The 24,079-nt window shown below is 62.0% G+C and carries 28 protein-coding genes and 1 tRNA gene; 18 read left to right on the forward strand and 11 right to left on the reverse strand.

Going from position 1 to position 24,079, the window contains the following annotated elements:
* Positions 1–55: 55 nt before the first annotated feature.
* The 4 genes from BLS27_RS10460 to BLS27_RS10475 all read left to right on the forward strand — a co-directional run bounded on the left by BLS27_RS10460 (position 56) and on the right by BLS27_RS10475 (position 4,306).
* Positions 56–1,552, forward strand: a complete 1,497-nt coding sequence (locus tag BLS27_RS10460) for a fimbria/pilus outer membrane usher protein (protein ID WP_090344586.1) — start codon at positions 56–58, stop codon at positions 1,550–1,552.
* Between the two features lie 138 nt (positions 1,553–1,690).
* The gene (ahpC, locus tag BLS27_RS10465) at positions 1,691–2,254 is read left to right on the forward strand and encodes an alkyl hydroperoxide reductase subunit C (protein ID WP_043211767.1); all 564 of its coding nucleotides are present in this window, start codon (positions 1,691–1,693) and stop codon (positions 2,252–2,254) included.
* 126 nt (positions 2,255–2,380) lie between these two features.
* A complete protein-coding gene (gene ahpF / locus BLS27_RS10470; RefSeq protein WP_043211770.1) occupies positions 2,381–3,943 on the forward strand; it encodes an alkyl hydroperoxide reductase subunit F in 1,563 nt (520 codons plus the stop codon).
* Between the two features lie 171 nt (positions 3,944–4,114).
* The gene (locus BLS27_RS10475; protein WP_043211771.1) at positions 4,115–4,306 is read left to right on the forward strand and encodes a hypothetical protein; all 192 of its coding nucleotides are present in this window, start codon (positions 4,115–4,117) and stop codon (positions 4,304–4,306) included.
* Positions 4,307–4,308: 2 nt separating this feature from the next.
* On the opposite strand, the gene BLS27_RS10480 is transcribed toward BLS27_RS10475, so the two are convergent.
* From BLS27_RS10480 to nhaR, 3 genes are all read right to left on the reverse strand, one after another.
* The gene (locus BLS27_RS10480) at positions 4,309–4,956 is read right to left on the reverse strand and encodes a YceH family protein (protein WP_043211773.1); all 648 of its coding nucleotides are present in this window, start codon (positions 4,954–4,956) and stop codon (positions 4,309–4,311) included.
* Between the two features lie 112 nt (positions 4,957–5,068).
* Positions 5,069–6,280, reverse strand: a complete 1,212-nt coding sequence (gene sstT, locus BLS27_RS10485) for a serine/threonine transporter SstT (RefSeq protein ID WP_090344589.1) — start codon at positions 6,278–6,280, stop codon at positions 5,069–5,071.
* 145 nt (positions 6,281–6,425) lie between these two features.
* Positions 6,426–7,319: a transcriptional activator NhaR gene (gene nhaR, locus BLS27_RS10490; RefSeq protein WP_043211779.1), complete on the reverse strand. Its 894-nt coding sequence runs from the start codon at positions 7,317–7,319 to the stop codon at positions 6,426–6,428.
* Positions 7,320–7,455: 136 nt separating this feature from the next.
* Here nhaR and BLS27_RS10495 point away from each other — a divergent pair, with 136 nt between their 5' ends.
* Both BLS27_RS10495 and BLS27_RS10500 read left to right on the forward strand, forming a co-directional pair.
* Positions 7,456–7,695, forward strand: coding sequence for a hypothetical protein (locus BLS27_RS10495; protein WP_043211781.1), 240 nt, complete (start codon positions 7,456–7,458; stop codon positions 7,693–7,695).
* A 25-nt stretch (positions 7,696–7,720) separates the two neighbouring features.
* Positions 7,721–8,473, forward strand: coding sequence for a TerC family protein (locus tag BLS27_RS10500; RefSeq protein WP_043211783.1), 753 nt, complete (start codon positions 7,721–7,723; stop codon positions 8,471–8,473).
* A gap of 120 nt (positions 8,474–8,593) precedes the next feature.
* On the opposite strand, the gene BLS27_RS23815 is transcribed toward BLS27_RS10500, so the two are convergent.
* Positions 8,594–8,770 carry a hypothetical protein gene (locus tag BLS27_RS23815; RefSeq protein WP_167358087.1) on the reverse strand — a complete coding sequence of 59 codons (177 nt, stop codon included), beginning with the start codon at positions 8,768–8,770 and terminating at the stop codon, positions 8,594–8,596.
* Between the two features lie 157 nt (positions 8,771–8,927).
* Between BLS27_RS23815 and BLS27_RS10505 the strand changes: the two genes are divergently transcribed.
* Positions 8,928–9,659, forward strand: a complete 732-nt coding sequence (locus BLS27_RS10505; protein WP_090344591.1) for a peptidase C39 family protein — start codon at positions 8,928–8,930, stop codon at positions 9,657–9,659.
* A 101-nt stretch (positions 9,660–9,760) separates the two neighbouring features.
* Here BLS27_RS10505 and BLS27_RS10510 read toward each other — a convergent pair whose 3' ends face one another.
* Positions 9,761–11,044, reverse strand: a complete 1,284-nt coding sequence (locus BLS27_RS10510; protein ID WP_043211788.1) for an NAD(P)/FAD-dependent oxidoreductase — start codon at positions 11,042–11,044, stop codon at positions 9,761–9,763.
* 201 nt (positions 11,045–11,245) lie between these two features.
* Between BLS27_RS10510 and BLS27_RS10515 the strand changes: the two genes are divergently transcribed.
* From BLS27_RS10515 to BLS27_RS10525, 3 genes are all read left to right on the forward strand, one after another.
* A tRNA-Val gene (locus tag BLS27_RS10515) sits at positions 11,246–11,322 on the forward strand.
* Positions 11,323–11,783: 461 nt separating this feature from the next.
* Positions 11,784–12,104, forward strand: coding sequence for a hypothetical protein (locus tag BLS27_RS10520; RefSeq protein WP_090344593.1), 321 nt, complete (start codon positions 11,784–11,786; stop codon positions 12,102–12,104).
* Between the two features lie 2 nt (positions 12,105–12,106).
* Positions 12,107–12,820, forward strand: a complete 714-nt coding sequence (locus BLS27_RS10525; RefSeq protein ID WP_090344595.1) for a DUF72 domain-containing protein — start codon at positions 12,107–12,109, stop codon at positions 12,818–12,820.
* Positions 12,821–12,970: 150 nt separating this feature from the next.
* Here BLS27_RS10525 and BLS27_RS10530 read toward each other — a convergent pair whose 3' ends face one another.
* Positions 12,971–13,801, reverse strand: coding sequence for an alpha/beta fold hydrolase (locus BLS27_RS10530; protein ID WP_090344597.1), 831 nt, complete (start codon positions 13,799–13,801; stop codon positions 12,971–12,973).
* Between the two features lie 92 nt (positions 13,802–13,893).
* On the opposite strand from BLS27_RS10530, the gene BLS27_RS10535 reads away from it, so the two are divergent.
* Entirely contained in the window at positions 13,894–14,331 is a 438-nt protein-coding gene (locus BLS27_RS10535) for a YeeE/YedE family protein (protein ID WP_090344599.1), read from the forward strand.
* 1 nt (position 14,332) lies between these two features.
* A complete protein-coding gene (locus BLS27_RS10540) occupies positions 14,333–14,752 on the forward strand; it encodes a DUF6691 family protein (protein ID WP_090344601.1) in 420 nt (139 codons plus the stop codon).
* 103 nt (positions 14,753–14,855) lie between these two features.
* Here the strand turns inward: BLS27_RS10540 and BLS27_RS10545 are convergent, their stop codons facing one another.
* Both BLS27_RS10545 and BLS27_RS10550 read right to left on the reverse strand, forming a co-directional pair.
* Entirely contained in the window at positions 14,856–15,656 is an 801-nt protein-coding gene (locus tag BLS27_RS10545; protein ID WP_090344603.1) for a helix-turn-helix domain-containing protein, read from the reverse strand.
* A 1-nt stretch (position 15,657) separates the two neighbouring features.
* Complete coding sequence (locus BLS27_RS10550; protein WP_043209053.1) at positions 15,658–15,906, reverse strand: hypothetical protein; 249 nt, start codon at positions 15,904–15,906, stop codon at positions 15,658–15,660.
* Positions 15,907–16,181: 275 nt separating this feature from the next.
* Here BLS27_RS10550 and BLS27_RS10555 point away from each other — a divergent pair, with 275 nt between their 5' ends.
* Complete coding sequence (locus BLS27_RS10555) at positions 16,182–17,105, forward strand: universal stress protein (RefSeq protein ID WP_090344605.1); 924 nt, start codon at positions 16,182–16,184, stop codon at positions 17,103–17,105.
* Between the two features lie 26 nt (positions 17,106–17,131).
* On the opposite strand, the gene BLS27_RS10560 is transcribed toward BLS27_RS10555, so the two are convergent.
* Entirely contained in the window at positions 17,132–17,680 is a 549-nt protein-coding gene (locus BLS27_RS10560; protein WP_090344855.1) for a GNAT family N-acetyltransferase, read from the reverse strand.
* A 184-nt stretch (positions 17,681–17,864) separates the two neighbouring features.
* Here BLS27_RS10560 and BLS27_RS10565 point away from each other — a divergent pair, with 184 nt between their 5' ends.
* The 4 genes from BLS27_RS10565 to BLS27_RS10580 are packed head-to-tail and all read left to right on the forward strand — an operon-like array spanning position 17,865 to position 21,542.
* Positions 17,865–18,791 (forward strand): universal stress protein, encoded by a 927-nt coding sequence (locus tag BLS27_RS10565; protein WP_090344607.1) that lies wholly within the window; start codon positions 17,865–17,867, stop codon positions 18,789–18,791.
* Positions 18,782–20,149 (forward strand): MBL fold metallo-hydrolase RNA specificity domain-containing protein, encoded by a 1,368-nt coding sequence (locus tag BLS27_RS10570; RefSeq protein ID WP_090344609.1) that lies wholly within the window; start codon positions 18,782–18,784, stop codon positions 20,147–20,149. Before BLS27_RS10565 ends, BLS27_RS10570 begins: the two co-directional genes overlap by 10 nt.
* A gap of 19 nt (positions 20,150–20,168) precedes the next feature.
* The gene (locus BLS27_RS10575) at positions 20,169–20,813 is read left to right on the forward strand and encodes a hypothetical protein (protein WP_232092077.1); all 645 of its coding nucleotides are present in this window, start codon (positions 20,169–20,171) and stop codon (positions 20,811–20,813) included.
* A gap of 54 nt (positions 20,814–20,867) precedes the next feature.
* The gene (locus BLS27_RS10580) at positions 20,868–21,542 is read left to right on the forward strand and encodes a phosphoribosyltransferase (protein WP_043209044.1); all 675 of its coding nucleotides are present in this window, start codon (positions 20,868–20,870) and stop codon (positions 21,540–21,542) included.
* Positions 21,543–21,652: 110 nt separating this feature from the next.
* On the opposite strand, the gene BLS27_RS10585 is transcribed toward BLS27_RS10580, so the two are convergent.
* A complete protein-coding gene (locus BLS27_RS10585) occupies positions 21,653–22,222 on the reverse strand; it encodes a GNAT family N-acetyltransferase (RefSeq protein ID WP_043209041.1) in 570 nt (189 codons plus the stop codon).
* Between the two features lie 320 nt (positions 22,223–22,542).
* On the opposite strand from BLS27_RS10585, the gene fnr reads away from it, so the two are divergent.
* Positions 22,543–23,274: a fumarate/nitrate reduction transcriptional regulator Fnr gene (fnr, locus tag BLS27_RS10590; protein ID WP_070571237.1), complete on the forward strand. Its 732-nt coding sequence runs from the start codon at positions 22,543–22,545 to the stop codon at positions 23,272–23,274.
* Here fnr and BLS27_RS10595 read toward each other — a convergent pair.
* Positions 23,249–24,058 carry a ferredoxin reductase domain-containing protein gene (locus BLS27_RS10595; protein WP_244155229.1) on the reverse strand — a complete coding sequence of 270 codons (810 nt, stop codon included), beginning with the start codon at positions 24,056–24,058 and terminating at the stop codon, positions 23,249–23,251. The genes fnr and BLS27_RS10595 overlap by 26 nt on opposite strands.
* Between the last annotated feature and the right edge of the window lie 21 nt (positions 24,059–24,079).

Here is a 24,079-nt window from a genome sequence, read left to right on the forward strand (position 1 = left end):
ACCGGACAGCAGCCTGACACTTGCATGGCTGTCAATCAGCAATCAGAAGGTGATCATGAAAACACTCTATAAAGCCTTGTGCGCAGCCTGCGGCAGCGCGCTTCTCTATGCTGGTATCGCGCAGGCGGATCACGGCGAAATCAGCATCAGTGGTCAAGTGCTTGCGCCGACCTGCATCGTCAATGGCGGTAATGGCAACTTGCCGGTCAGTCTGCCTGACGTCAATGCGACCTTGCTGTCTCGGCCTGGACAGGTGGCCGGGCAAACGTCCTTCCAGCTGCGCTTGACCAACTGCGCCCCAACCGTAAGCCGGGTCTCGACCTACTTCGAGCCTGGCCCAACCATTAGCCCCGAGGGACGGCTCATCGTGGATGCCGGCGGTAGCCGCAATGTCCAGATTGAACTGCTCAATAGCAGCTTCGCACCAATGGACTTGTCGGCCGCCAAACGCAGCCAGCGCTCCCAGACCGTGCAGATCGTCGGTGGTAACGCCACGCTCGACTATCACGCGCGTTACTACGCGACCGGGGCCGCTACGCCAGGCCTGGTCTCCAACCGGCCGTTGGGCTCGCAAGGTGGTCGTCTGACGCTGATGGCGGGTTGGGGGCAGGGCGCAGAACGCCAAAGCAGTTACAGCCTGGGCTACAACAACCATCTGGGGAAACTCAACTATGGGATGCGGTTCGACCGTGAGCGGCGACCTTCTGGCCAGGCGCTCGACACATTCACGCTCACGGTCAGCCTGCCGCTTGGGGAGCGGCGTCGTGCTTCGTTGAGCAGTGGGATGACATGGGGGGCTCAGGGGCAGGGCCGTTCGAATGTGCGCTTGCGTGCAACGGCTGGGGAGCGTGGGCAATGGGGGTATGGGCTGGCTGCAGTGCGTCAGGAAGGGACGCGGGGCGGGGCAGGGCTGGATGCCCATCTGCTGCACCGTGGTTCGTTTGGCGAGCTGAACGCCTCGTTCGCCAATCGGCACACTCATCACCAAGCCTCAATGGGCGCCCAAGGGGCTCTGGTTGCCCATCCGGGGGGCTTGTCCATGGCCCCGCCGCTTGGGGAAAGCTTTGCGATTGTCCATGCACCGGGTGCGAGCGCGGCGCGGCTTCGCCAGCATCCTCAGATACGCCTGGATGAGCGTGGGTTCGCGGTGGTACCAGCATTGCTGCCGTATGGCCTGAACACGGTGGAGCTCGACCCCAAAGGCATGTCCAAGGATGTCGAGCTGCAACTCACTGGCCAGTCGGTAGTGCCGCGGTCAGGCGCGGCAAGTTGGTTGCACTATCCAACCCGTAGTGGTCATCCACTGATGCTGCACGCGCTCAAGGTGAGCGGACAGGCATTGCCCTTCGGTGCATTGGTACTGGATGAAGCGGGTAGTGAGCGAGGGATGGTCGGCCAGGGCAGCCGCCTGCATGTGCGTGGCGATGCGCAGCGAGGCCGGCTCAAGGTCATTTGGGGGGAGGCGGGTGATCAACAGTGCTGGCTGGACTATAGCGCCGGTCCCAGCGGGAGGCTCGAGGCATCGGCGTGTGTACAGGCCGACGCGTCTTAGGAATCAAAGCATCTATTGGGATTGGCGACTTATAGCCAAAACCAATCACAAGCATGAGGTTTGCCAATGAGCCTTTATCGGAGCCTGCGGTTAGGATTCTCTCCGTCAACTGATTTCAACCCATGAAGGAGCGTCTCCATGCCTATCATCAACAGCCAGGTCAAACCGTTCAACGCGACTGCCTACCACAAGGGCGAATTCGTCCAGGTCAGCGAAGCCGACCTCAAAGGCAAGTGGTCCGTCGTGTTCTTCTACCCAGCTGACTTCACCTTCGTTTGCCCGACCGAGCTGGGTGACCTTGCTGACAACTACGCCGAGTTCCAGAAGCTGGGCGTGGAAATCTACGGCGTGTCCACCGACACCCACTTCACTCACAAAGCCTGGCACGACACCTCGGAAACCATCGGCAAGATCCAGTACCCGCTGATCGGTGACCCGACCCACGTCATCGCCCGTAACTTCGACGTGCTGATCGAAGAAGCCGGTCTGGCGGATCGCGGTACTTTCGTGATCAACCCGGAAGGTCAGATCAAGATCGTCGAAATCAACGACGGCGGTGTAGGCCGCGATGCCAGCGAGCTGCTGCGCAAGGTCAAGGCTGCCCAGTACGTCGCCGCCCACCCAGGTGAAGTTTGCCCGGCCAAGTGGAAAGAAGGCGAAGCCACCCTGGCGCCATCGCTGGACCTGGTCGGCAAGATCTAAGCCGATGTGTAAGTCGCGGGCGGTAGCCAGTCGCCAAAGCTGAAGTAGCCACCGCCCCGTAAAAACGCCCGGGCGACCTCGCCTGGGCGTTTTTGTATCCAAGTTTTGAAAAAAGGAATCGCCCGTATGTTGGACGCCACGCTTAAATCGCAACTGAAAACCTACCTGGAGCGGGTCACCCAGCCGATCGAGATCGTTGCTTCCCTCGACGACGGCGCGAAATCCCGCGAATTGCATGACCTGCTGGTGGAAATCGCCAGCCTGTCGAACCTCATTACCCTGCGCGAGGACGGCTCCGACGCCCGGCGTCCCTCGTTCTCGCTCAATCGTCCGGGGGCTGACATCAGCCTGCGTTTCGCCGGCATCCCCATGGGCCACGAATTCACTTCTCTGGTACTCGCGCTGTTGCAGGTAGGCGGTCACCCGTCCAAGGCCAGCGCCGAAGTGATCGAGCAGATCCAGGCCCTGGAAGGTGAGTTCACCTTTGAAACCTATTTCTCGCTGTCGTGCCAGAACTGCCCGGATGTGGTCCAGGCCCTGAACTTGATGGCTGTGCTCAACCCCAATGTGCGCCATGTGGCTATCGACGGTGCGCTGTTCCAGGAAGAGGTCGAGTCGCGCAAGATCATGGCGGTGCCGAGCATCTACCTCAACGGCGAAGTCTTCGGCCAGGGCCGCATGGGCCTGGAGGAAATCCTCGGCAAGATCGACACCAATGCCGGAGCCCGTGAGGCCGAGAAGATCAACGCCAAGGATGCCTTCGATGTGCTGGTGGTCGGCGGTGGTCCCGCTGGCGCTTCGGCAGCCATCTACGCCGCGCGCAAAGGCATTCGTACAGGCGTTGCTGCCGAGCGTTTCGGTGGCCAGGTACTCGACACCCTGGCGATCGAGAACTTCATTTCGGTCCAGGAAACCGAAGGACCGAAACTGGCCAGGGCGCTGGAAGAACACGTCAAGCAGTACGATGTGGACATCATGAACCTGCAACGCGGCGAAGCGTTGATCCCAGGCGTCAATGGCGCGCTGCACGAAGTTCGCCTGGCCGGCGGCGCTTCGCTCAAGGCCAAGACCGTGATTCTCGCCACCGGCGCCCGCTGGCGCGAAATGAACGTCCCTGGCGAGCAGGAATACCGCGCCCGTGGCGTAGCCTACTGCCCGCACTGTGATGGCCCGCTGTTCAAGGGCAAGCGTGTGGCTGTGATCGGCGGAGGCAATTCCGGCGTGGAAGCGGCCATTGACCTGGCCGGTATCGTCGCACAAGTGACGTTGATCGAGTTCGACAGCCAATTGCGTGCCGATGCCGTGTTGCAACGCAAGCTGCACAGCCTGCCGAACGTTAAGGTCATCACCAGCGCCCTGACCACCGAAGTGCTGGGCAATGGCGAGAAGGTCACGGGCTTGCGCTACAAGGATCGCAACAGCGATGAGCTGCACGACCTGGCGCTCGAAGGTATCTTCGTGCAAATTGGCCTGCTGCCGAACACCGACTGGCTCAAGGGCACGGTCGAGCTGTCGCCACGTGGCGAGATCATCGTCGACGCCAAGGGGCAGACCAATATCCCCGGCGTGTTCGCTGCAGGTGATGTGACCACGGTGCCGTACAAGCAGATCGTCATCGCCGTGGGTGAAGGGGCCAAGGCTTCGTTGGCAGCCTTCGACCACCTGATCCGCACCTCGGCGCCGGCATAAGCCTGCACCACCCTCTTCGCGGGTAAACCCGCCCCCACAGGTATAGCGCTGGTCTCTGGTTCTGCGCCGTACTTCTGGGGACGGGTTTACCCGTGAATGCTTTTGCGCGTTGTCAAAGCCAAACCTGAAGGTGTCTATGATTTATTGCAGACACCCTCGGGAATCACACTCATGACCCTGATCAGCCGCGAACCCTGGTGGCTAGAGCCACCCAAGCCCGGACAGAAGGAGCAGGACCTGCACTGGGGCTATCTGGAGATCTATGCCGACGGGCGCACGGTCTTTGTCGACCAGCGTCCCACCGACCAAGAGCTGGCCGAGCGTAAGAGTTGCCGCAACTTTCCTGACGCCGATCAGCCCTAAGGTCAGCCCTCCAGTGCGGCAAGGCGCGCCTCAAGCGCTGCGACCCGGGCTTCCAGAGCCTCGATCCGCTCATCCGACACACTGGTGCCGCTATTGCTGCGCTCGGCGCCTTGCTGGCGTGCGGCGAGGATCTCCTCGATCTGCGCCGGGTCGCCAAGGGCGTGGGTGTAGCGGTCTTCGCGTTGGCCGGGCTGGCGTGGCAGGTGCAGCGCCAGGCCGCGTGAGACCAGACGCTCGAGCTGGTGCTGGATCTGCTCGACGTCTTCAAAGTCATGGAGGCGATTACTGCGGGTCAGCAGTTCGTTGAGGGTCTGCGGTCCGCGCAGGAACATCAGCCCCATCAGCACCAATTGAGCCGGCACCAACTCCAGTGCCTTGTCCACCCGGTGCTCCCAACGATCGGCGCGGCTGCCCATCTGCAGACGGGTCATTTCTTGCCCTTCGAGGGCACGCAGGGCCTGGCCGACCTGGCCGGCGGAGAGGTTCATCACCGGTTCACGGCTGGTCTTCTGGTTACAGGCCAGCACCAGGGCGTTAAGGGTCAGCGGGTAGGTTTCCGGGCTGGTGGCTTGTTTTTCGATCAGAGAACCGAGCACACGGATTTCGATGCTGTTGAAACGGCCTTCGCCTGCGGTTTCGTGTTCTGACATGGCCCTGTCTCATTGCGAGGAAAAGGCCACTAGCCTAGGTAATGCGGCAGGCTTAATCAATCAGACAATACTGCGGGGAAAACCCGCTCCGGTTGCCGGAGCGGGCTGTACCTCAGGCGTTGCGGCGCTCCTGCCCCAGGCAAGCCGCTGCAGTGAACAGCACGTCGGTCGAGGAGTTGAGCGCGGTCTCGGCCGAGTCCTGCAATACGCCGATGATGAAGCCGACCGCCACCACTTGCATGGCGATCTCGCTGGGGATCCCGAACAGACTGCAGGCCAGCGGAATCAGCAGCAGCGAGCCACCGGCCACGCCCGAAGCGCCACAGGCACACACGGCCGCCACGACACTGAGCAGCACGGCGGTCGGCAGGTCCACCGTAATGCCCAGGGTGTGTACGGCGGCCAGGGTCAGCACGGTGATGGTGATTGCTGCGCCCGCCATGTTGATGGTCGCGCCCAGCGGGATCGATACCGAATAGGTGTCCTCATGCAGTCCGAGCTTTTCCGACAGCGCCAAGTTGACCGGAATGTTGGCCGCCGAGCTGCGGGTGAAGAACGCCGTGATGCCGCTTTCGCGCAGGCACATGAATACCAGTGGGTACGGGTTGCGACGGATCTTCCAGAACACGATCAGCGGGTTGACCACCAATGCCACGAACAGCATGCAACCGATCAGTACCATCAGTAGGTGCAAGTAACCAAGCAGAGCGTCTAGGCCGGACTGGGCCAGCGTCGAGGCGACCAGGCCGAAGATCCCCAGGGGGGCGAAACGGATGACCACGCGTACGATCAGGGTCACGCCGTTGGACAGGTCTTCGACCACGGTGCGGGTGGTCTGCCCAGCATGGCGGATGGCGACGCCCAGGCCGATGGCCCACGTCAGAATGCCGATGAAGTTGGCGTTGAGCAGCGCATTGACCGGGTTGTCGACGGCGCTCAACAGCAGGCCTTGCAGCACTTCGCTGATGCCGCCGGGAGCGGTGAGCGAGGCATCGCCGGTGCTGAGCACCAAGTTGGACGGGAACGCCATGCTGGCGACCACGGCCACGACCGCGGCGGCGAAGGTGCCCAGCAGGTACAGCCAGAGGATCGGTCTGATGTGGGTTTCCTGGCCGTGACGGTGATTGGCGATCGACGCCATGACCAGGATGAACACCAGTACCGGTGCCACGGCTTTCAGCGCGCTGACGAACACTTTGCCTAGAAAGGCCAGGTCACGGGCCACGGCCGGGGCGAGCAGAGCGAGGGTGATGCCGGCCACCAGGCCGATGCAGATCTGCGTCACCAGACCGGTGCGGTTGATGAGACGAAGGACAGGGGTCATGTGCAGCGGAATCTCGTTTTTGTAAAACCGGCAACTCTAACACAGAGCTTTGCCGGCCTGGTCTGAGCTCGGACGTTCGGGTCGCTTCGCATATAGCCACGAGCTACATTTCCTGCTGACTAATCCGTATTTCCCGCAGCGTGGATCACCAATGAAACAGATCCCGGCGCGCCCCCTCGGTAATCGCCACGATCCCTGGATGGGTGACCTTGCGTTCCACCGAAATGGCATAGAACGACTCGTTCACCGCCTCGGTCTGCCCGATCAGCTCGACGCCATACTGACGGCACACTTCTTCGGCGATCACGCTGGGCGCCACGAAAATCCCGCTACCGGACTGCCCGAAGGCCTGCATCAAGGCGCTGTCATCGAATTCGCCGATGATCCGTGGATGCAGCTGCTGTTCGGCCAACCAGCGCAGCAACCGGCTGCGGACCACGGTTTCCTGGCCCGGGATCAACAGCGGTGCGTCGTCCAGGCAGGTCGGGAAGGGCAGGGCATGCTGGCGCGCCAGCGCCGGGGTGGCGAAGAAACTCAGGCCGCACTCGCCCAGTTTCTGGCTGTAGCCCTTGATATCCAGGTGGCTGGGCATCGGGCTGTCGGAGATCACTACATCAAGGCGCTGGATGGCAAGGTCGGCCAGCAGGCGTTCGAGTTTGTCTTCGCGGCAGTTGATGCGCAGGACGTTGTCCAACTCCATGGTCGGGGCCAGCAGTCGATAGACGATGGATTTGGGAACGACGTCGGCGACACCGACGCGAAACAGGATCTGTTCCTGAGGCCCTGCGCGCAGCAGGGCTTCCAGTTCACCGCCGATCTGGAACATCTGTTCGGCATAGCCCAGTGCCTGGCGGCCAGTCTCGGTCAGCTCCAACTGCCTGCCGACACGCTGGAACAGCTCCAGCCCGTAGGCTTGTTCGAACAGGCTGATCTGCCCGCTGATGGTCTGGGGCGTCAGGTTCAGTTGCTCGCTTGCGCGGGCGATGCTGCCGGTCTTGGCCACCACCCAGAAGTAGTGCAGCTGGCGATAATTGAGCATCCGACACTTTCCCGATTCGTAAAAACCGAAGTATAACCGCTAAAAATACGAATTTTCCTGATGTATGGCGTTCTCTAGAATGCCCACCCATAAGGCGCTGCATGCAGCGCCGGAAATTGGAAAAGCGAGGATTCCCATGTTGCAACTCAAATCCATCGGTACGCCCTTGGTGCTGGCCTTGGCCCTGTTCAGCCTGGCTGGCTGCGACCAGGCCGAGAAGTCCGCCCAGCAGATGCTCGATCAGGCCGCCGAGTCGGCCAAGCAGGCGATCGACAAGACCAACGAAGCTGCCCAACAGGCCCTGAGCGAGGCCATCGGCTCGGAGGGCGCCAAGCCCAAGGCCGCTGAAGAAAAAAGCGACACCCAAGACATCTGACCCGGACCCGATGCAGGACTAAATCATGGAATATTTGCTGGAACTCGCTGCAAGCCCCGCTGCCTGGGTCGCCCTGGCCACGCTGGTGGCCATGGAAATCGTGCTGGGCATCGACAACCTGATCTTCATTTCCATCCTGACCAACAAACTGCCTGAGGCCTACCGCTCCAAGGCGCGGCGTATCGGTATCAGCATGGCGCTGATCATGCGCTTGGCGTTGCTCTCGACCGTGGCCTGGATCGTCCAGTTGACCGAACCTGTGATCGATGTGTTCGGCCACAGCTTCTCTTGGAAGGACATGATCCTCATCGCCGGTGGCCTGTTCCTGCTATGGAAAGCCACCAAAGAGATCCACGAGAACGTCGATCCGCATGGCGCCAAGGAAGAAGCCAAGGCTGGATCCACCGTAACCCTGGGCTTTGCCGCTGCGATCGGCCAGATCCTGATGCTCGACATCGTCTTCTCGATCGATAGCATCATTACCGCTGTAGGCATGACCGAGCACTTGCCGATCATGATCATCGCCGTGATCAGCGCCGTGGTCGTGATGCTGGTAGCTGCCGACCCGCTGGCCAAGTTCATCAACGACAACCCGACCGTGGTGATGCTGGCACTGGGCTTCCTGATCATGATCGGCATGACCCTGATCGCCGAGGGCTTCGGTGCCCATGTGCCAAAAGGCTACGTGTACGCCGCAATGGCGTTCTCGACTGCGATCGAAGTGCTCAACATCATGGCGCGCCGAGCTCGGCTCAAGCGCGAAGCTGCCGAGGGCTGATCGCTCGAAGCACAAAGGAGGGGGCGCAGTGCGCCCCCTTCGCTTTTTCTGGATTCGGGGGCTGACGGGTAGGGGAGCGGTCTATCGTATGTGGGCCGCGTCGGCAGGCTGGGTTGAATGTCAGTGCGCCCCTGCGTGCCGCCGCGCACGACGCGCCGGCTGTGGTTTGGGCAACGTTTGCGGTGGCAGGTGATGGTGGGAATGCCTGCGCACGATGCGCAACACCCCCCACAGCATGGCGGCGGCGACGCTCACCCACATCCCCACCAGCATCAGTATCGCCATTGTCAGGCTCATGTGTGCCTCCTTCTCTCAGGCGCGCACGGGGCTCGCCTTCCAGACACTGCTTTAGTCTAGCCCGCCGGGCGGTGCGTTCCATTGACCGAAGGTCTATTCCCTTGGGCCGTTTCGTTCCAAGCCGGTGACGGGCTATACCCAAACACGCACCCAGCCTATGATCGGAGCCCAGGGCCGGGCGCTGCCTGCCTGGCGACGGAACAAGCGAGTGCCCATGTTGCAAGAAACCTTCACTTCATCGCGCCGGCTGCTGGCCGCGTGCCTGGTCGTGGCCAGCCTGGCCGGTTGCGCCAGTGGTCCATCGCCTGTGGCGAAGGGCCAGGCACAGCGGGTCGAGATCAGCAGCGTGCCGTTCTATCGCGGCAAGGCCAATCACAGCGGGGCCATGGCACTGGCGGCACTGCTGTCGCAACAGGGCGTGGTCATCACGCCGGGTTTGCTTGATAAACCCCTTAACCTGCCACAGGGCGCCGACGCGCTGGGCGCCGGCATTCCCAAGGTAGCGCGTGAATACGGCATGGTCGTCTACCCACTGGACAAGCGCCTTGAGGCCTTGCTGACCCAAGTGGCGGCAGGCAACCCGGTGCTAGTGCGTTACGAAGAAGGCTCGGCCTTTTGGAGTGAGCCACGCTATGCGGTGCTGATTGGCTATGACAGCTACAAAGGGCGGGTGCTGTTGCGTTCGGGGATGCAGCGTCGCCTGTTGATGGCGTTCGATGATTTCGAGGCTGCGTGGGCGAAGACGGGAAGTTGGGCTGTGCTGGTGCAGCCACCGAAACAGCTGCCGGCTCAGGTGGACCGTCAGCGTTGGCTGCAGGCCGCCGACGAGCTGGCCCGGGCAGGCCAGGAAATCGCGGCGAAGCAGGCGGTCCGCAGCCTGGGCCAGTAATGCAATCGCGGGCCAAACCCGCTCCTGCAGCCAGGAGCGGACTTGGCCCGCGATTGGGTCGACCATACCTGGGGCGACGCTTTCGTCGCCCCCGGCTCGTCTTAGATGCCCAGACGGTCGCGCAGGCTGTAGTACCAGGCGCCCAGGGCGCTGAACGGTACGCGCAGCAGCTGACCACCCGGGAACGGGTAGTGCGGCAGACCGGCAAAGGCGTCGAAGCGCTCGGCCTGGCCACGCAGGGCTTCGGCCAGTACCTTGCCCGCCAGGTGGGTGTAGGTCACGCCGTGACCGGAGCAGCCCTGGGAGTAGTAGATGTTGTCGCCGATACGACCCACCTGTGGCAGGCGCGACAGGGTCAGCAGGAAGTTGCCGGTCCAGGCGAAGTCGATCTTCACGTCCTTGAGCTGCGGGAAGGCCTTGAGCATCTTCGGACGGATGATTGCCTCGATGTTGGCCGGGTCGCGAGCACCGTAGACCACGCCACCACCGAAGATCAGACGCTTGTCGCTGGTCAGGCGGTAGTAGTCGAGCAGGTAGTTGCAGTCCTCGACGCAGTAGTCCTGCGGCAGCAGGGTGCGGGCCAGTTCCTCGCCCAGCGGCTCGGTGGTGATCACCTGGGTGCCGCATGGCATGGACTTGGCCGCCAGCTCCGGTACCAGGTTACCCAGGTAGGCGTTACCGGCAACGATGATGAACTTGGCGCGCACCTTGCCTTGCGGGGTGTGCACGACCGGGTTGGCACCGCGCTCGATGCGCACGGCCGGGGTCTGTTCATAAATCACGCCACCCAGCGACTCGACCGCGGCAGCTTCGCCCAAGGCCAGGTTAAGCGGGTGAATGTGGCCACCGCTCATGTCCAGCATGCCGCCGACATAGTTGTCGCAGGCGACCACTTCGCGGATGCGCTTCTGGTCCATCAGCTCCAGCTGGGTGTGGCCGAAACGCTCCCACAGACGCTTTTGCGACTCCAGGTGGCCCATCTGCTTGGCGCTCAGTGCAGCGAACACGCCGCCGTCCTTCAGGTCGCACTGGATGTTGTACTTGGCCACGCGCTCACGGATGATGCGTCCGCCTTCGAAGGCCATCTGACCCAGCAGTTGCGCCTGCTTGGGGCCGACGGTGCGCTCGATCACGTCGATGTCACGGCTGTAGCTGTTGACGATCTGGCCGCCGTTGCGGCCCGATGCGCCGAAGCCCACTTTGGCCGCCTCGACGATGCTCACTTTGAAGCCGTTTTCCAGCAGGAACAGGGCGCTGGACAGGCCGGTGTAACCGGCGCCGATGATGCAGATGTCAGTCTCCACCTCACCCTGCAGCGCCGGACGTGGCGGCACCGGGTTGGCCGAGGCGGCGTAGTAGGACTGGGGGTAGGGGGTATTGGCCATGCTCGGGGAACCTCGTGTTTTATATTTTTAACGAATGTACCGATGCTATCAATAATAATAAACACCCGCTAGTCGTCCGTTGAAAATCCTTTACTCCCCCCGTCGCTTCGGGTCAGGTAAATATTTTTAAGATTCAGTGAGTTAGCGTGAAAAAAACAGTTGACAGCGATTTTGGAGCGCGTAGAATGCGCCCTCATCGACAGGCACATAGCTCAGTTGGTTAGAGCACCACCTTGACATGGTGGGGGTCGTTGGTTCGAGTCCAATTGTGCCTACCAAACAAAAGCCCCGGGTTTCCGGGCACCGAAAAGGGCGATCCGAAAGGATCGCCCTTTTTGCGTTTGCACTACTCCGTGCGGCTTTGTTGAGCGTGCCGACCACTTGCAGATTCGGCCGGCATGTTACCCATCGAGTGGCAGAGCACGAGCCTTGCTCACACGGCACTCGACGAAGCACGGGCTGTCTGCGGGGGGTGAAAGCAGCGATATCCATCAGCTGCTGGGTGTCTTCATCACGCATCGCGGCATTTAGCCGAGCGTGTTCGCCCGTCAGAAGAGTGGGGCACTGTCTTTTCCTGGGTGATAAGTGGGGGCGAACGGGCACCAGTTTACCCTTTACTTCAAGGCGCTTGCTATGAACGACAGGATCGGCCAAGCCGGCTGTCCGGTGCCGCGAATTGATTTCGATCGGTTGGGCAAACCCGGTGCTCTATGTAAGACAACACAGCAAGGGGCATCCCATGAAAAAGAGAGGCGAGACGTACCGACAATGGTGCGATCCGATCCTGCATCATCAAACCCATGAGCAGACCCTCGACGATGGCACCTGCCTCGAGGTGCAGACGCGCTTGTCGCGCACCGGGGCGACACAGCTGTTCATCGGTGTCTACGACGCGGACGGCAATGTGGTGTGTGAACAGATATACGACCAGCGCCCCGGCGAGACCATGACTCGGGCCTTGATGTGGGGGGTGGGCCATGCCAGGCAGTTGGCCGTCCAAGGCGCGGAGGCGCAAGTGGGGCGGTCCGGCCTTGCAGCGAGGTCTAATACAGGAAGGTAGGAATGATTCATCTGGGGTGTGCGGGTTGGAGCTTGCCACGCGAGTACGCCGATGAGTTCGTGCAGTCTGGCAGCCACCTGCAGCGATACGCCGCGCGATTGAACGCAGTGGAAATCAACAGCTCGTTCTATCGCCCCCACCGGCCTGGCACATACGCACGCTGGGCATCGTCCGTGCCGGAAGACTTTCGCTTCGCGGTGAAACTTCCCAAGATCATCACTCATGACCTGCGCCTGCAAGGATGCACTGAGGTCCTCGATGAGTTCCTGGGGCAATGCGGGCAATTAGGCAGCCGCTTGGGTTGCTTGTTGGTGCAATTGCCGCCCTCGCTGAGGTACGACGTTGGCAGTGCCGGACGTTTCTTCGAAGCCTTGCGTGAGCGGTACAGCGGATCGATAGCGCTCGAGCCCAGGCACGTTAGCTGGCAGTTGGCACAGCCGCTGTTGATCGACCTGCAGATCGCGCAAGTAGCCGCCAATCCCTCACGCTTTGAGACCGATGCCCGCCCTGGTGGTTGGCCAGGGCTGGTCTATTGGCGCCTTCATGGTGAGCCGCGGATCTACCACAGCGAATATCCCACGGCCTACCTGCAAAGCTTGGCCGAACAGTTGCAGCGTAGCCGTGCAGCCGGGATACCTACCTGGTGCATATTCGACAACACCGCGTCGGGTGCGGCATTGAGCAATGCGCTGACGCTTCAGGGCTTTCTGTGCTGAGGCTTCAAGGTGCATGGCCGGGCTTCGGGCCACCCCGTACCTGTCGATGGAAATCCACCCGCGAAGCATGCGACTCGGTCGCTGGCACCGGTGTTGCCGAAGTTCGCGGGTGGAGTCGCTCCCACAGGGCGCAACGGAACATGCACCAGCCTAGCCGCGTATAAAGGCCAGCAGGTCAGCGTTGATCGTCTCGGCGTGGGTGGTCGGCATCCCATGAGGGTAGCCGGCATAGAGCTTCAGCGTACTGTTCTGCAGCAGCTTGGCCGAGAGCACGCCGGCGTTCTCATAGGGCACGATCTGGTCATCGTCACCGTGCATCACCAGAACGGGAAGGGTGATGCGCTTGAGGTCTTCGGTGAAATCGGTTTGCGAGAACGCAACGATGCCATCGTAGTGAGCTTTGGCGCCGCCCATCATGCCCTGGCGCCACCAGTTGAGGATGATGCCTTGCGAAGGCTTCGCGCCCGGTCGGTTGTAGCCGTAGAACGGGCCTGCGGGGACGTCGTGGTAGAACTGCGCGCGGTTGGCGGCAAGTTGGGCCTGCAGGTCGTCGAAGACCGATTTGGGCAGGCCGCCTGGGTTGGCGTCGGTCTTGACCATCAACGGCGGCACCGCGCTGATGATGACCGCCTTGGACACGCGATCCTGCCCATGGCGGGCAATATAGTGCACGACCTCGCCGCCACCTGTGGAGTGGCCGATATGAACGGCGCCATGGGTACCAAGGTGATCGACCACCGCAGCCACATCATCGGCATAGTGGTCCATGTCATGGCCATCCCATACCTGGCTCGAGCGACCATGGCCGCGGCGGTCGTGCGCCACCACACGAAACCCTTGGGCCAGGAAGAACAGCATCTGGGCATCCCAGTCATCGGCACTGAGCGGCCAGCCATGGTGGAAATGGATGACCTGCGCATCGCGGGGGCCCCAGTCCTTGTAGAAGATCTCAACGCCGTCTTTGGTTGTGACGTATCCCATGCTTGCATCTCCTGTGTAGGTGAAGTTCGGCACTGCCCATCAACTGTAGGATTAAAATTGAGATTGGGCTCGACTCGCTCGCGGAGGATGCGATGACAATTGATTGGATGGCCTTCACACCCTGGTCGGCCTTGGCCGGCGGCGCACTGATTGGGCTGGGGGCCGGCCTGTTCGTGGTCGCCAACGGACGCATTGCGGGAATCAGCGGTTTGCTCAGCTCGGTGTTTCAGCGTCGGGCTGAGGGGCGTGGCGAGAAATTCGCGTTTCTCCTGGGCCTGCTGGCGGCGCCGTTGTTATGGATGCTGTTCTCGACGCTGCCACCCGCGCACTTCGCTTCGGCCCCGTGGGTACTGGCAACGGCCGGCCTGCTGGTCGGCTTGGGCACGCGCTATGGCAGTGGCTGCACCAGTGGCCATGGTGTTTGCGGTATTTCTCGACTGTCACCCCGTTCACTGGTGGCCACGCTGTGCTTCATGGCAACGGGCTTTCTCACGGTCTTTGTCGTTCGACATCTTCTACAAGGAAGCTGACATGTCCCGTATCAGTGGCTTTATCGCAGGGGTTCTGTTCGGCATGGGGTTGTTACTGGCGGGTATGGCCAATCCTGCCAAGGTGCTGGGGTTTCTCGACCTTGCCGGGCAGTGGGATCCCTCCCTGGGATTGGTGATGGTGGGCGCTATCGGTGTGGCGCTGCTGCCCATGGCCTGGGCACGCCGGCATGGCGTGGCGGTGCTGGGCGGCAAGATGCAACTGCCAGACCGGCGCGATGTAGACCGCCGGCTGGTCGGGGGCAGTCTGCTGTTTGGCGTCGGATGGGGGCTGGCGGGTGTCTGCCCTGGGCCGGCGCTGGTCCTGCTACCGGCCGGGTATTGGCAGGCTTGGTTGTTCGTTGTCGCGATGCTCGCCGGTATGGCGCTGTTCCAATGGATCGAAACGCATCGTCGTCATTGATGGGCGGATTAAACCTGTACCTTGCCGCAGGCCTATCCATATCGTGTCGTGCGACAACGGCCAGAGCCATGTTCAGGTAGTCCAAGACGTAATGGCGAACGTCCTAGGTGATGGCAGGACGCTGGGCATCGCTGCAGCCCTGTTCCAGGGCCATCAGTGCTGGCATGTCCAGAATCTCGACGAGGCGGCCGTGCAAGTCGGCGATACCCAGGGCACGCAAGCGGGCGACCGACCGGCAGATCGTTTCCAGGCGCAGTCCCAGGTAGGAGGCCATGTCTTCCCGCGACATGCGTAGCATGAAGCCATGAGCGGAATAGCCCCGGCTGACGAAGCGCTTGGACAAGCCCAGCAGGAAACTGGCAAGCCGCTCCTCGGCACTGAGGTTGCACAGCATCAGCACACGTTCGTGCTCGCGTACGATTTCCCGGCTCATCAAGCGATTCAGGCTTTGCTGCAGGACGGGAAAGTTTCGAGCCAGCGATTGCAACCGCCGGTAGGGAATAGGGCAGACTTCGCTGTCTTCAAGGGCGATGGCGTCACACACATGAAATTCAGTGGCAATGGCGTCGAGCCCTAGCACATCGCCTGGCATCCAGAAATTGATCACCACACCCAAGCCTTCGGCATTGTTCAGGCTTGTCTTGAAACTGCCGCAACGCACGGCGTAGAGGGTATCCAACGGTGCATTGGCATTGAACAGCGCAGCGCCTTTCTTGATGCGTATGCGTGGGCCCACCAGGCTACCCAGGCAACTGCTGTCGCTTACCGGCAGGCCGGTCGGCAGGCACAGCCCGCTGACCCGGCATTGCTGGCACGGGGACGCCAGCGGCTTGAGATGGATGGGGGTCGCCTTGGCTGCGGGGATGGGCTGCTCGAGCACCCGGACCCTGATCTGACTGGTCATTTCAGGCCCCCTTCACGCATCGCCCGAGCGATGGCATTGCCTTGGCGGACAGCTGCGCATGCCTGCCCGCCATCTGGTTCCAGATTGGGCTGTCGGCGAGCATGTCCAGCGAATGGGGGGCGTTGAGCCGGGCGGTGAGTCGTTCGACGAACTGTTCGGCCTCATCCGGCGTTCTGAAGCCAACGTGCCATTGGTCCATGTGGACACACCAGCGGTGCTGATCGGCGTTTACCTCGATATAGACGTTCATCGGAACCTCCAGAGCGCGCGTGAGCAAGGACTTGCGTATCGATTCGTAGTGCGATGGCGTCCTGCCGACGGCCCTGAAGCCAGGGGGGCATTGCACGATTGCTGTGGCTGTGGGGTTAGCGTGCGCCGTAAATGCTTTGGAGCTTTGATCCGTGTCAAGTTCTTGGTTCGCCGTGGCAGCCGTTTGTCCGAGCCGTTCGAGTTGATAAACATCAAGTCGGGCAGGCGCCGGTAGCAGATGATCGAGGCACGCTTCCCCAACCGCAGAGGTGTGTCATGGACAATCAACGACTCTTGCTCATCGTGTCGCCCTTGATGCGTCGCACGCCGGTCTATGACCGAGCCGCCGCGCTGGCCAAGGCCAAGGGCATGCCCCTGCACATCGTGGCCTTCGACTATCTCGAAGGGCTTGCCACCGCGGGGATGGTCAACGACCAGGCCCTTGCCGTCATGCGCGATGGGTATGTGCGCCAACACCGTGAGTGGCTGGAAACCCAGGCACTGTCGATGCGGCGCAATGGCGTGACGGTCACCACCGAGGTGGTGTGGGTCCAGAATCCGCTGGACGAGATCCTGGTGCATCTGCGCGAGCAGAAATTCGCCATGCTCATCAAGGCGCTCGAGCACGAGCCGTGGTGGGTACGCGCGATGTTCACCTCGCTGGACATCCAGCTGCTGCGCGAAACCAGCATCCCCCTGCATCTGGTGAACAAGGCCAGTCATGCGTTGCCACGCAAGATACTGGCGGCGGTGGACCTGTCCCGGCCCGAAGATCAGGTCGAGGGGCTCAACGACCAGATCATCAGTGAAGCGCTCAAGCTGGCATTGCAATGCAACGCCCAGATCGACCTGCTGTACGTCTATGACCTGGGCTCGATGTATGTTGACGCCGGTGGTGGCCGCGAGCACTCGTTCCTCTTCGACTCGAGCCAGCTCAAGACCCTTCACGAAGCCCAGAGCGAGGCGTTCCAGGCGCTGGCCGAGCGCAATGGTATCGCCGCCGAGCACCGTCACATGCGCGTCGGCGATCCGGCCAAGGGCCTGGCGTTGTACATGCAGAACAACGACACCGACGTGCTGGTGATGGGCAGCTATCACCATCATGGTATTGGCTGGTTCATTGGCAGTACGGCAGAGCGGGTGCTGCACCGGCTCGATAGCAGCGTGCTGGTGATCTCGCCGGAGCGCTCCCGAGGCTGACATCCAAGGCCCGCAAGGGCCTTGTTTCAGGTTCTGAGATCCAGCTCGTGGAGGATCTCGCTGACATCGCCCCCCAGGTAACGTGAGGTGAAGCCCAGCGCCTTGGTCAGTCGGTGCATGGCATAGTTGTTTGCAAGGTCCCTGGACACCATGCAGTGATAGCCATTGCGCCGGGCCGCGTCGATCAGGTGCTTGAGCAGCAACCTGCCCAGGCCCTTGCGTTGCCATGGTTCGCTGACTGCGACTGCGCATTCGCAATTGTGGCTGCCGGGAATCCCTGCATAGCGGCTCACGCCGACCTGTCTGAGTTGGCCGTCCTCATGCGCAAGTGCCACGTATGCCATGCACCGGTGGTAGTCCACCGGCATCAGCCGTGCATCCAGGTTGGGCAAGCCGCTGCTGAGCCCGGCGATGAAGCGAAAGCGCCGTGACTCATAGGTGATCGTGCTGAGAAAGCGCTTGTCCCGTTCATGATCTTCATCGCGCAGTGGGCGGATCAGTACGACAGCGTCATCCGCAAGATGCTCCACCCAATGTTCCTCCACGTCCAGCTGCTTGACGGGTTGCTTGTTCATGTCGCCTCCGATGATCCGGTCGATACCCTGCGAACCGTTGTACCGCGGTGGGCCGGTCCGGTTCTGACAATCGTCAAGTTCATGCGGGACAAGCGGTTTTCTGATCTGCATCAAGCGGCGAGGGGGCTGATTACCGAAGATCAATTGCATCCCTACTCCTGCCGTGCAAGCCCGGAGGTCCGCCATGGGTCAGTATCGACAACTGCTGGTGCTGCTTACCGACATCGATCCGCATTCCTCAGCCCTGCGCAGGGCGCTTGCCTTGGCCCATGTCAGCGGTGCCAGCGTGCATGTACTGGGGCTGTTCGAACCCACTGAAGAGCACCTGCTGCGGGAGGAGCGACTGAACGAGGTGGATATCAAGCGCCAGTTCATCCACTACCGCGAGCGCCTCGCGCAGCTGGTCGACCGGCACCGGGCCAGCGGTGTCGCGCTGACGGTCGACAGCCTTCATGCCGAAGACATTCGCAGCCAGGCCATCGATTACCTGTGCGAAATGCAACCTGACATGGTCATCAAGGACAGCGAAGCGTTGCCGGCCCTGGCGCGGCTGTTCGGCACGCCGCTGGACTGCGCGCTGATGCGTGGGTTCAAGGGAATGGTGCTATTCGTGCCAACGGCGGCGGTGTCGCTGCCCAAACGCATCATGGTTGCCGTGGACACCGCCTTCAGCGATACCCCTGAGGCCCAGGCGCTGTTCAATCACGGGCTGGTCCAGGCCGCGCAAGCGCTGGCCCTGCAGTGCGATGCGCAGCTGCACCTGCTGTCGGCGTACAACCTGGCGGGGGTGTTTGCCTCGGACATGAATGTGACCCAGGCGTGGATCGACGAAATGCGCAGCGCCCTCCAAGAGCCTTTCGACACCCTGGCCGATGCCGAAGGCGTCCCCCAGGATCGTCGGCTTTTCAAGGAAGGTGGGCCTGTGCAGGTCATTCTCGAGCAGGTGGCCGTGCTGGATACGGACGTGGTGGTCATGGGCGTCGTGCAGCCCAAGGGATTGGACAAGCTGCTGGGCGATACCACTGAACGCATCGTCAGCCGACCGCCTTGCAGTGTGCTGGCGGTTCATCCCCATGTGATCCAGACCTGGGAGCCGCAGCCATGCAACTGACCTTCCTAGGCGGTACCGGCACCGTGACCGGCAGCAAATTCCTGTTGACCCGCGACAGCACCCGCGTGCTGATCGACTGCGGGCTGTTCCAGGGCTACAAGCAGTTGCGCCTGCGCAACTGGGAGCCTTTGCCCGCCCCCCTGCGTGCGCTCGATGCCGTGGTGCTGACCCACGCTCACCTCGATCACAGTGGGTACCTCCCGGTGTTGGCACGCGAAGGGTATTGCGGGCCGATCTATGCGACGCCGGCTACCTGCGCCTTGGCCGAAATCCTGCTGCTCGACAGCGCCCGGTTGCAAGAAGAGCAGGCCGAGCACGCCAACCGGCATGGCTATTCCAAGCACTCACCGGCGCGCCCGCTCTATACCGAGCAGGATGCCAAGCGCGTACTGGCGCTGTTTCGCCCGGTAGAGTTGCACCACAGTACCGTGGTTGCCGAGGGCATGGAGCTTCTGTTGCGTACGGCCGGGCATATCTTGGGCGCTGCGTCCGTGCAGATCACCGCCGACGGCCAGCGATTGCTGTTTTCCGGCGACCTGGGGCGCCCGCAGGACCCGATCATGCACGCGCCCGAACTGGTCAGGACGGCAGATGTACTGCTGGTGGAGTCCACCTACGGGGATCGCAAGCATCCTGACGAATCCACCGAGCAGTACCTGGCCCAGGTCATCAACCAGACGCTCCTGCGCCATGGCATCACCTTGGTGCCATCCTTCGCCGTGGGCCGAGCCCAGCTACTGATGTACTACCTGTACAAGCTCAAACGCGACGGGCTGATACCGGACATTCCGGTCTATCTCAACAGCCCGATGGCGACCGATGCCACCGTCCTGTACCAGCAGTTCAGGGGCGAGCACCGCCTGTCACCGGCGGAGTGCGCTGCGATGTGCAGGGGCACACACATCATCCGCACCGTCGATGAGTCTCGGCGCCTGGACCAGCTGCGCGAGCCGGCGGTGATCATTGCCGCCAGCGGCATGGCGACCGGCGGGCGGGTACTGCATCACCTCAAGGCGCTGGCGCCCAATCCCCGCAACAGCATCCTGTTTTCGGGCTTCCAGGCCGGTGGTACACGCGGCGCCGATATCGTCGCCGGCGCGCACAGCGTGCGCGTGCATGGCGAAGATGTGTCCATCAGGGCGCAGGTGTACGCGATGGAGAATCTTTCGGCGCATGCCGATGCTGACGAAATCATGGAGTGGTTGCGCGGGTTCGCCCGACCGCCTCGCCAGACCTATGTCATCCATGGCGAGCCGCACGCGGCCGACACCTTGCGCCGGCGTATCAGCCTCGAACTCGGATGGCAGGTCTGCGTACCCGAACATCAGGAAACCGTTGCCATAGACCCTGTGCGCTAGCCAGGCGCGGGAGGCTGTCATGGATACACAAGCAAGGGCAAAACTCAAGGCATGGATGCAGCGGCCCAAGGGTAGTCTGGGTTGGGTCATGGCCATCGTCACCTGGGTGGTGGCCGCCTCTGCCTACCAGGCGTTGGGCCCGTCCTGGCGCCTGCCGATGCGTGATCCCGCGGTCTTGTTGACGTTACTGGTCTTGAGTATCGCGGTGGGATGGGCCGTGCAGCGCGGCGTGAGGCGCACGGTGGGCAAAGCCATTTTCGAAGGGCAGACCACCGGCTGGCAGGCCAGGCTCGCCTTCATCCGGGCGGTAGCCCGGGAGTCGAATGTGCTGCTGGGCGTGCTGGTGCTCTTGGCTGTGCTCGGCGCCAGCACGCTCTGGCTGGCAGGCCGCTCCGTGGAGCGTATCGTGGATAGATGCCAGGCCAACTTGCAGGCCCAGGTGCAGGCGCCCGAGGACGAGCCCCTCGCCACTCTGGTGGGCAGGCCGGTGTGCTCATGCCTGGCGCAGACCTTTCTGGACCGCAATGGCGTGATCCGACTGGCGTTGTTCGAGACACCCTTGCAGCAAGCGAGCACCCTCAAAGCCTTGACGCCGGCGGATGAGCGGCGCTGTCTGGCGCAGTTCGACTTGCTGCCCGAAGAGGCCGCCGAGGCGATGCCCTAGAGGCGCGATAGGCGATCGAATCAACAGGCGTCCGTCGCGACGCAGGAGGCTCCCATGACTCAGGATCTTGCACGGCAGACTACCTTTGCGAACCGCACCGAAGCCGGTCGAGCCCTGGTGGAGCCGCTGCGTGAATACACCAACAGGCCTGATGCGATCGTGCTCGCATTGCCCCGTGGTGGTGTGCCAGTGGCGTATGAAGTTGCCACGGCCCTCGGGCTTCGCCTGGACCTGCTGGTGGTGCGCAAGCTCGGCCTGCCTTCGCATCCGGAGTACGCCATGGGCGCCATTGCCAGCGGGGGCATCCGCATTCTCAATGACGATGCGCTCCGGGCGTATCCCATCGACCGCACCCGTTTCCAAACTGTGCTGGACCAGGAAACCCAGGAACTGCTGCGACGGGAAAAGAAATACCGGGGCAATCGCCCACCGCTGCAGCTCAAGGACCAAGTGGTAATCCTTATCGACGACGGCCTGGCCACAGGCGCCTCGATGATGGCCGCCGTTCAAGCGGTGCGGGCACAGGCGCCTTCGCGCATCGTGGTTGCGGTGCCGGTCTCGCCCCCGGATACGCTCGACGCCCTGTGCACAAAGGTGGATCAGGTCATTTGCCCGCTGGTGCCGGAGCGGATGGTCTCAGTCGGCTATTGGTACCTGGATTTTCCCCAGACCACCGACGAAGAAGTCCTGGCGCTCATGCACAAGGCAAGCTTGCGTGAGTCAACGTGAGACTGCCGGTCGTAGAGTTTCTCCTGCAAGCTGTTCGAAGGTGCGTTCATCAACGTCATCCCCCAGATGGATAGCTGAGGGCGGCCCTGAAGGGCCGCCGCGACACCGTTTCAGACCAGCGAGAGGCGATGGATGACTTGGCTGGCGTCATCCGGATCCCGGGTCGTGGTGAACCCCGCCGCTTTAGCAAGATCACGCATCGCTACGTTAGAGGCGGCATCGATCGAATACATCGCTCGCAGGCCTCTGCTGCGGGCATGGTCGATCAGATGTTTGAGCAGCAGACGGCCCAGACCGTGATGCTGCCAGCTGTCGAGGACCGTTACCGCGCATTCGCACTCGTCGTCCTTCTCGCAGGCGGCATAGCGGGAAATGCCCACTTCCTGCAGTTCGCCATCGACGTGGGCAAGCGCGACATAGGCGGCGTGCCGGTCCTGGTCGACATCCATCAGTTGGTTGAGCATTGCCTCGCCAGGCTCTTTGAGCTGGCACAGGAAGCGGAAATGACGCGATTCTGGGGATAGCCGTTCGATAAAGGCCTTTTCGCGCTGGCGGTCCTTGGGTTGCAAGGGCCTGATCAGCACATGGGTGCCATTGTCGAGTGCTTCGATCCAGTGCTCGCCGGAGGGCACGGGGAACGAGGGTGCGGTGTGCTTAGGGGTCATATCGGCGGTAGCCATGGCAATTTCCTCGTTTGCAAAAAAGGACGATGGAGATTCAGTTTCAACGTTCAGGCGTTGATCGACTTGATCGTTATCAAGTGCCCGGTTGCCGGTCATCGCAGCCGCTCGCGTCGAGGTCTATCCTCGGCTCAGGTAACCGTTGGGGTCACCGGAAACGATTGCCTGGCGCATGAGCATGACGAGGGCTCGCGGGCTTGTCTTGATCTTGCTCAGGTTCAGGCAGGGAGGCAGATGACCCTTGGTCTGCCATGGCGCATGGCTCAGACGAAGCAGCTAGTTTTTATATATGCCCTGCATGAGAAAGCGGAGGCATCGTCATGTCAGGCTCTGAAGATTTGGGGGCAAGGCCCCAGGTGAAGTGCCTTGCGTGCTCGTTGAGCCGGCTTTGCCTGCCCGCCAGCCTCAGTGCTGACGAAGTGGACAAGCTCGAGCACATCGTGCGCCGGAATCGCCCGCTAAAGAAGGGCGAGTACCTGTTCAAGGCCGATGAGCCCATGGATCACGTGTTTGCCCTGCGCTCAGGGGCCATCAAGAATTTCCTGCTCGACGCCGAAGGCAACGAGCGGGTCAGCGGATTCATCCTGCCGGGGGAAATGCTGGGCCTGGATGCCATCGGTGCCAGTCATTACCGAAGCTACGCCCTGGCGCTGGACATATCGCTGGTCTGCTCGATCAAGCTCGATCAACTGGTTGACCTGTCGGGGCAGATTCCAGGCTTGCGCTACCAGCTGTTGCACATGCTCAGCCTGGGGATCCAGGGCAAGGATGAACACCTGCGCTGCTGCCATGGGCGTGCCGACCAGCGCCTTGCGATATTCCTGCTGGGCATGTCGGCTCGGTATCACCAGCGAGGCCTACGTACCGACCTGTTCAGACTGCCCATGTCCCGAGGCGACATTGCCAATTACCTGGATCTGACGCTTGAAACCGTCAGCCGGCTGTTCAGCCGATTCACCCAGGCAGGGTTCATTGAATGCGTCGGTCGGGAAGTCCGGCTTGTCGACCAGCAAAGCTTGGTCAATCTCACCCGGGTGGAGGAGGCCGGTTGAGCATCGCGAGCACCCGGTCATAGCGTTGCACCGGGCCTTCCAGCGCAGATCGCCAGCGCTCTGCTTGGGGCGCCACTTGATCCGTACGTAGCCAGATACGCTGTGCAGGTACGCCGTGTTGCCAGCACAGGCGGGCGGCTTGGCGGGCGATGTGCGCCGGCGCGCAGCAGTAGACGGTGTCGGGCTTGAAATGCGTCAGTTGATCTGCAAGTTGCGCCCATCCGCTGCAGCTGTTGCGGGGCAGGGTAGACAGCGTCGAGAGCCTGTGGAGACAATCATCGGGTAGCTGATCGTGGGGGAAGCCTTCGTGTGACAGTTGCACCTGCACCCAGGGCAGCCAGCAGAGGATTTCATCCAGGCAGCCAAGAAGCGCCAGGATCCCTTCTCCTCGGGTGATCGCCAGCAGCCGCGTACTGTGCAACGGAATCGGCCAAGCGCTGCCCAGCGGCCCTGAGTAATCGAGAACATCACCTGCCTGCCCCAATGCTTGGGTGCGATGCGTGGTCACGGTGAAGCGCCTGGCCATGCCTGGCAGGCTGACGTAGCTGCATGACAGGTCAACGCCTCGGCTGCCCAGCAGGCAGTACTGGCCCGGCATCGCTTCCGTGAGCTGCGAGCCGCACAGCTCCAGGCGCAAGCATTGCTGGATGCCTGGGCCCGGTAACACTTCCAGTAACCGGACACCTCCGCTGTCTTCCCGCCTCATACGCGCCTCGAACGTGCAAGCGTTACGTGCTTGCTTCAGGCTAGGCCTCTGCCACAGGCGCACTTTGATCAGGGTCAAACCGGCATCCTCGGGCTTCCT

The sequence above is a fragment of the Pseudomonas guariconensis genome, from assembly GCF_900102675.1.
Lineage (GTDB): Bacteria > Pseudomonadota > Gammaproteobacteria > Pseudomonadales > Pseudomonadaceae > Aquipseudomonas > Aquipseudomonas guariconensis.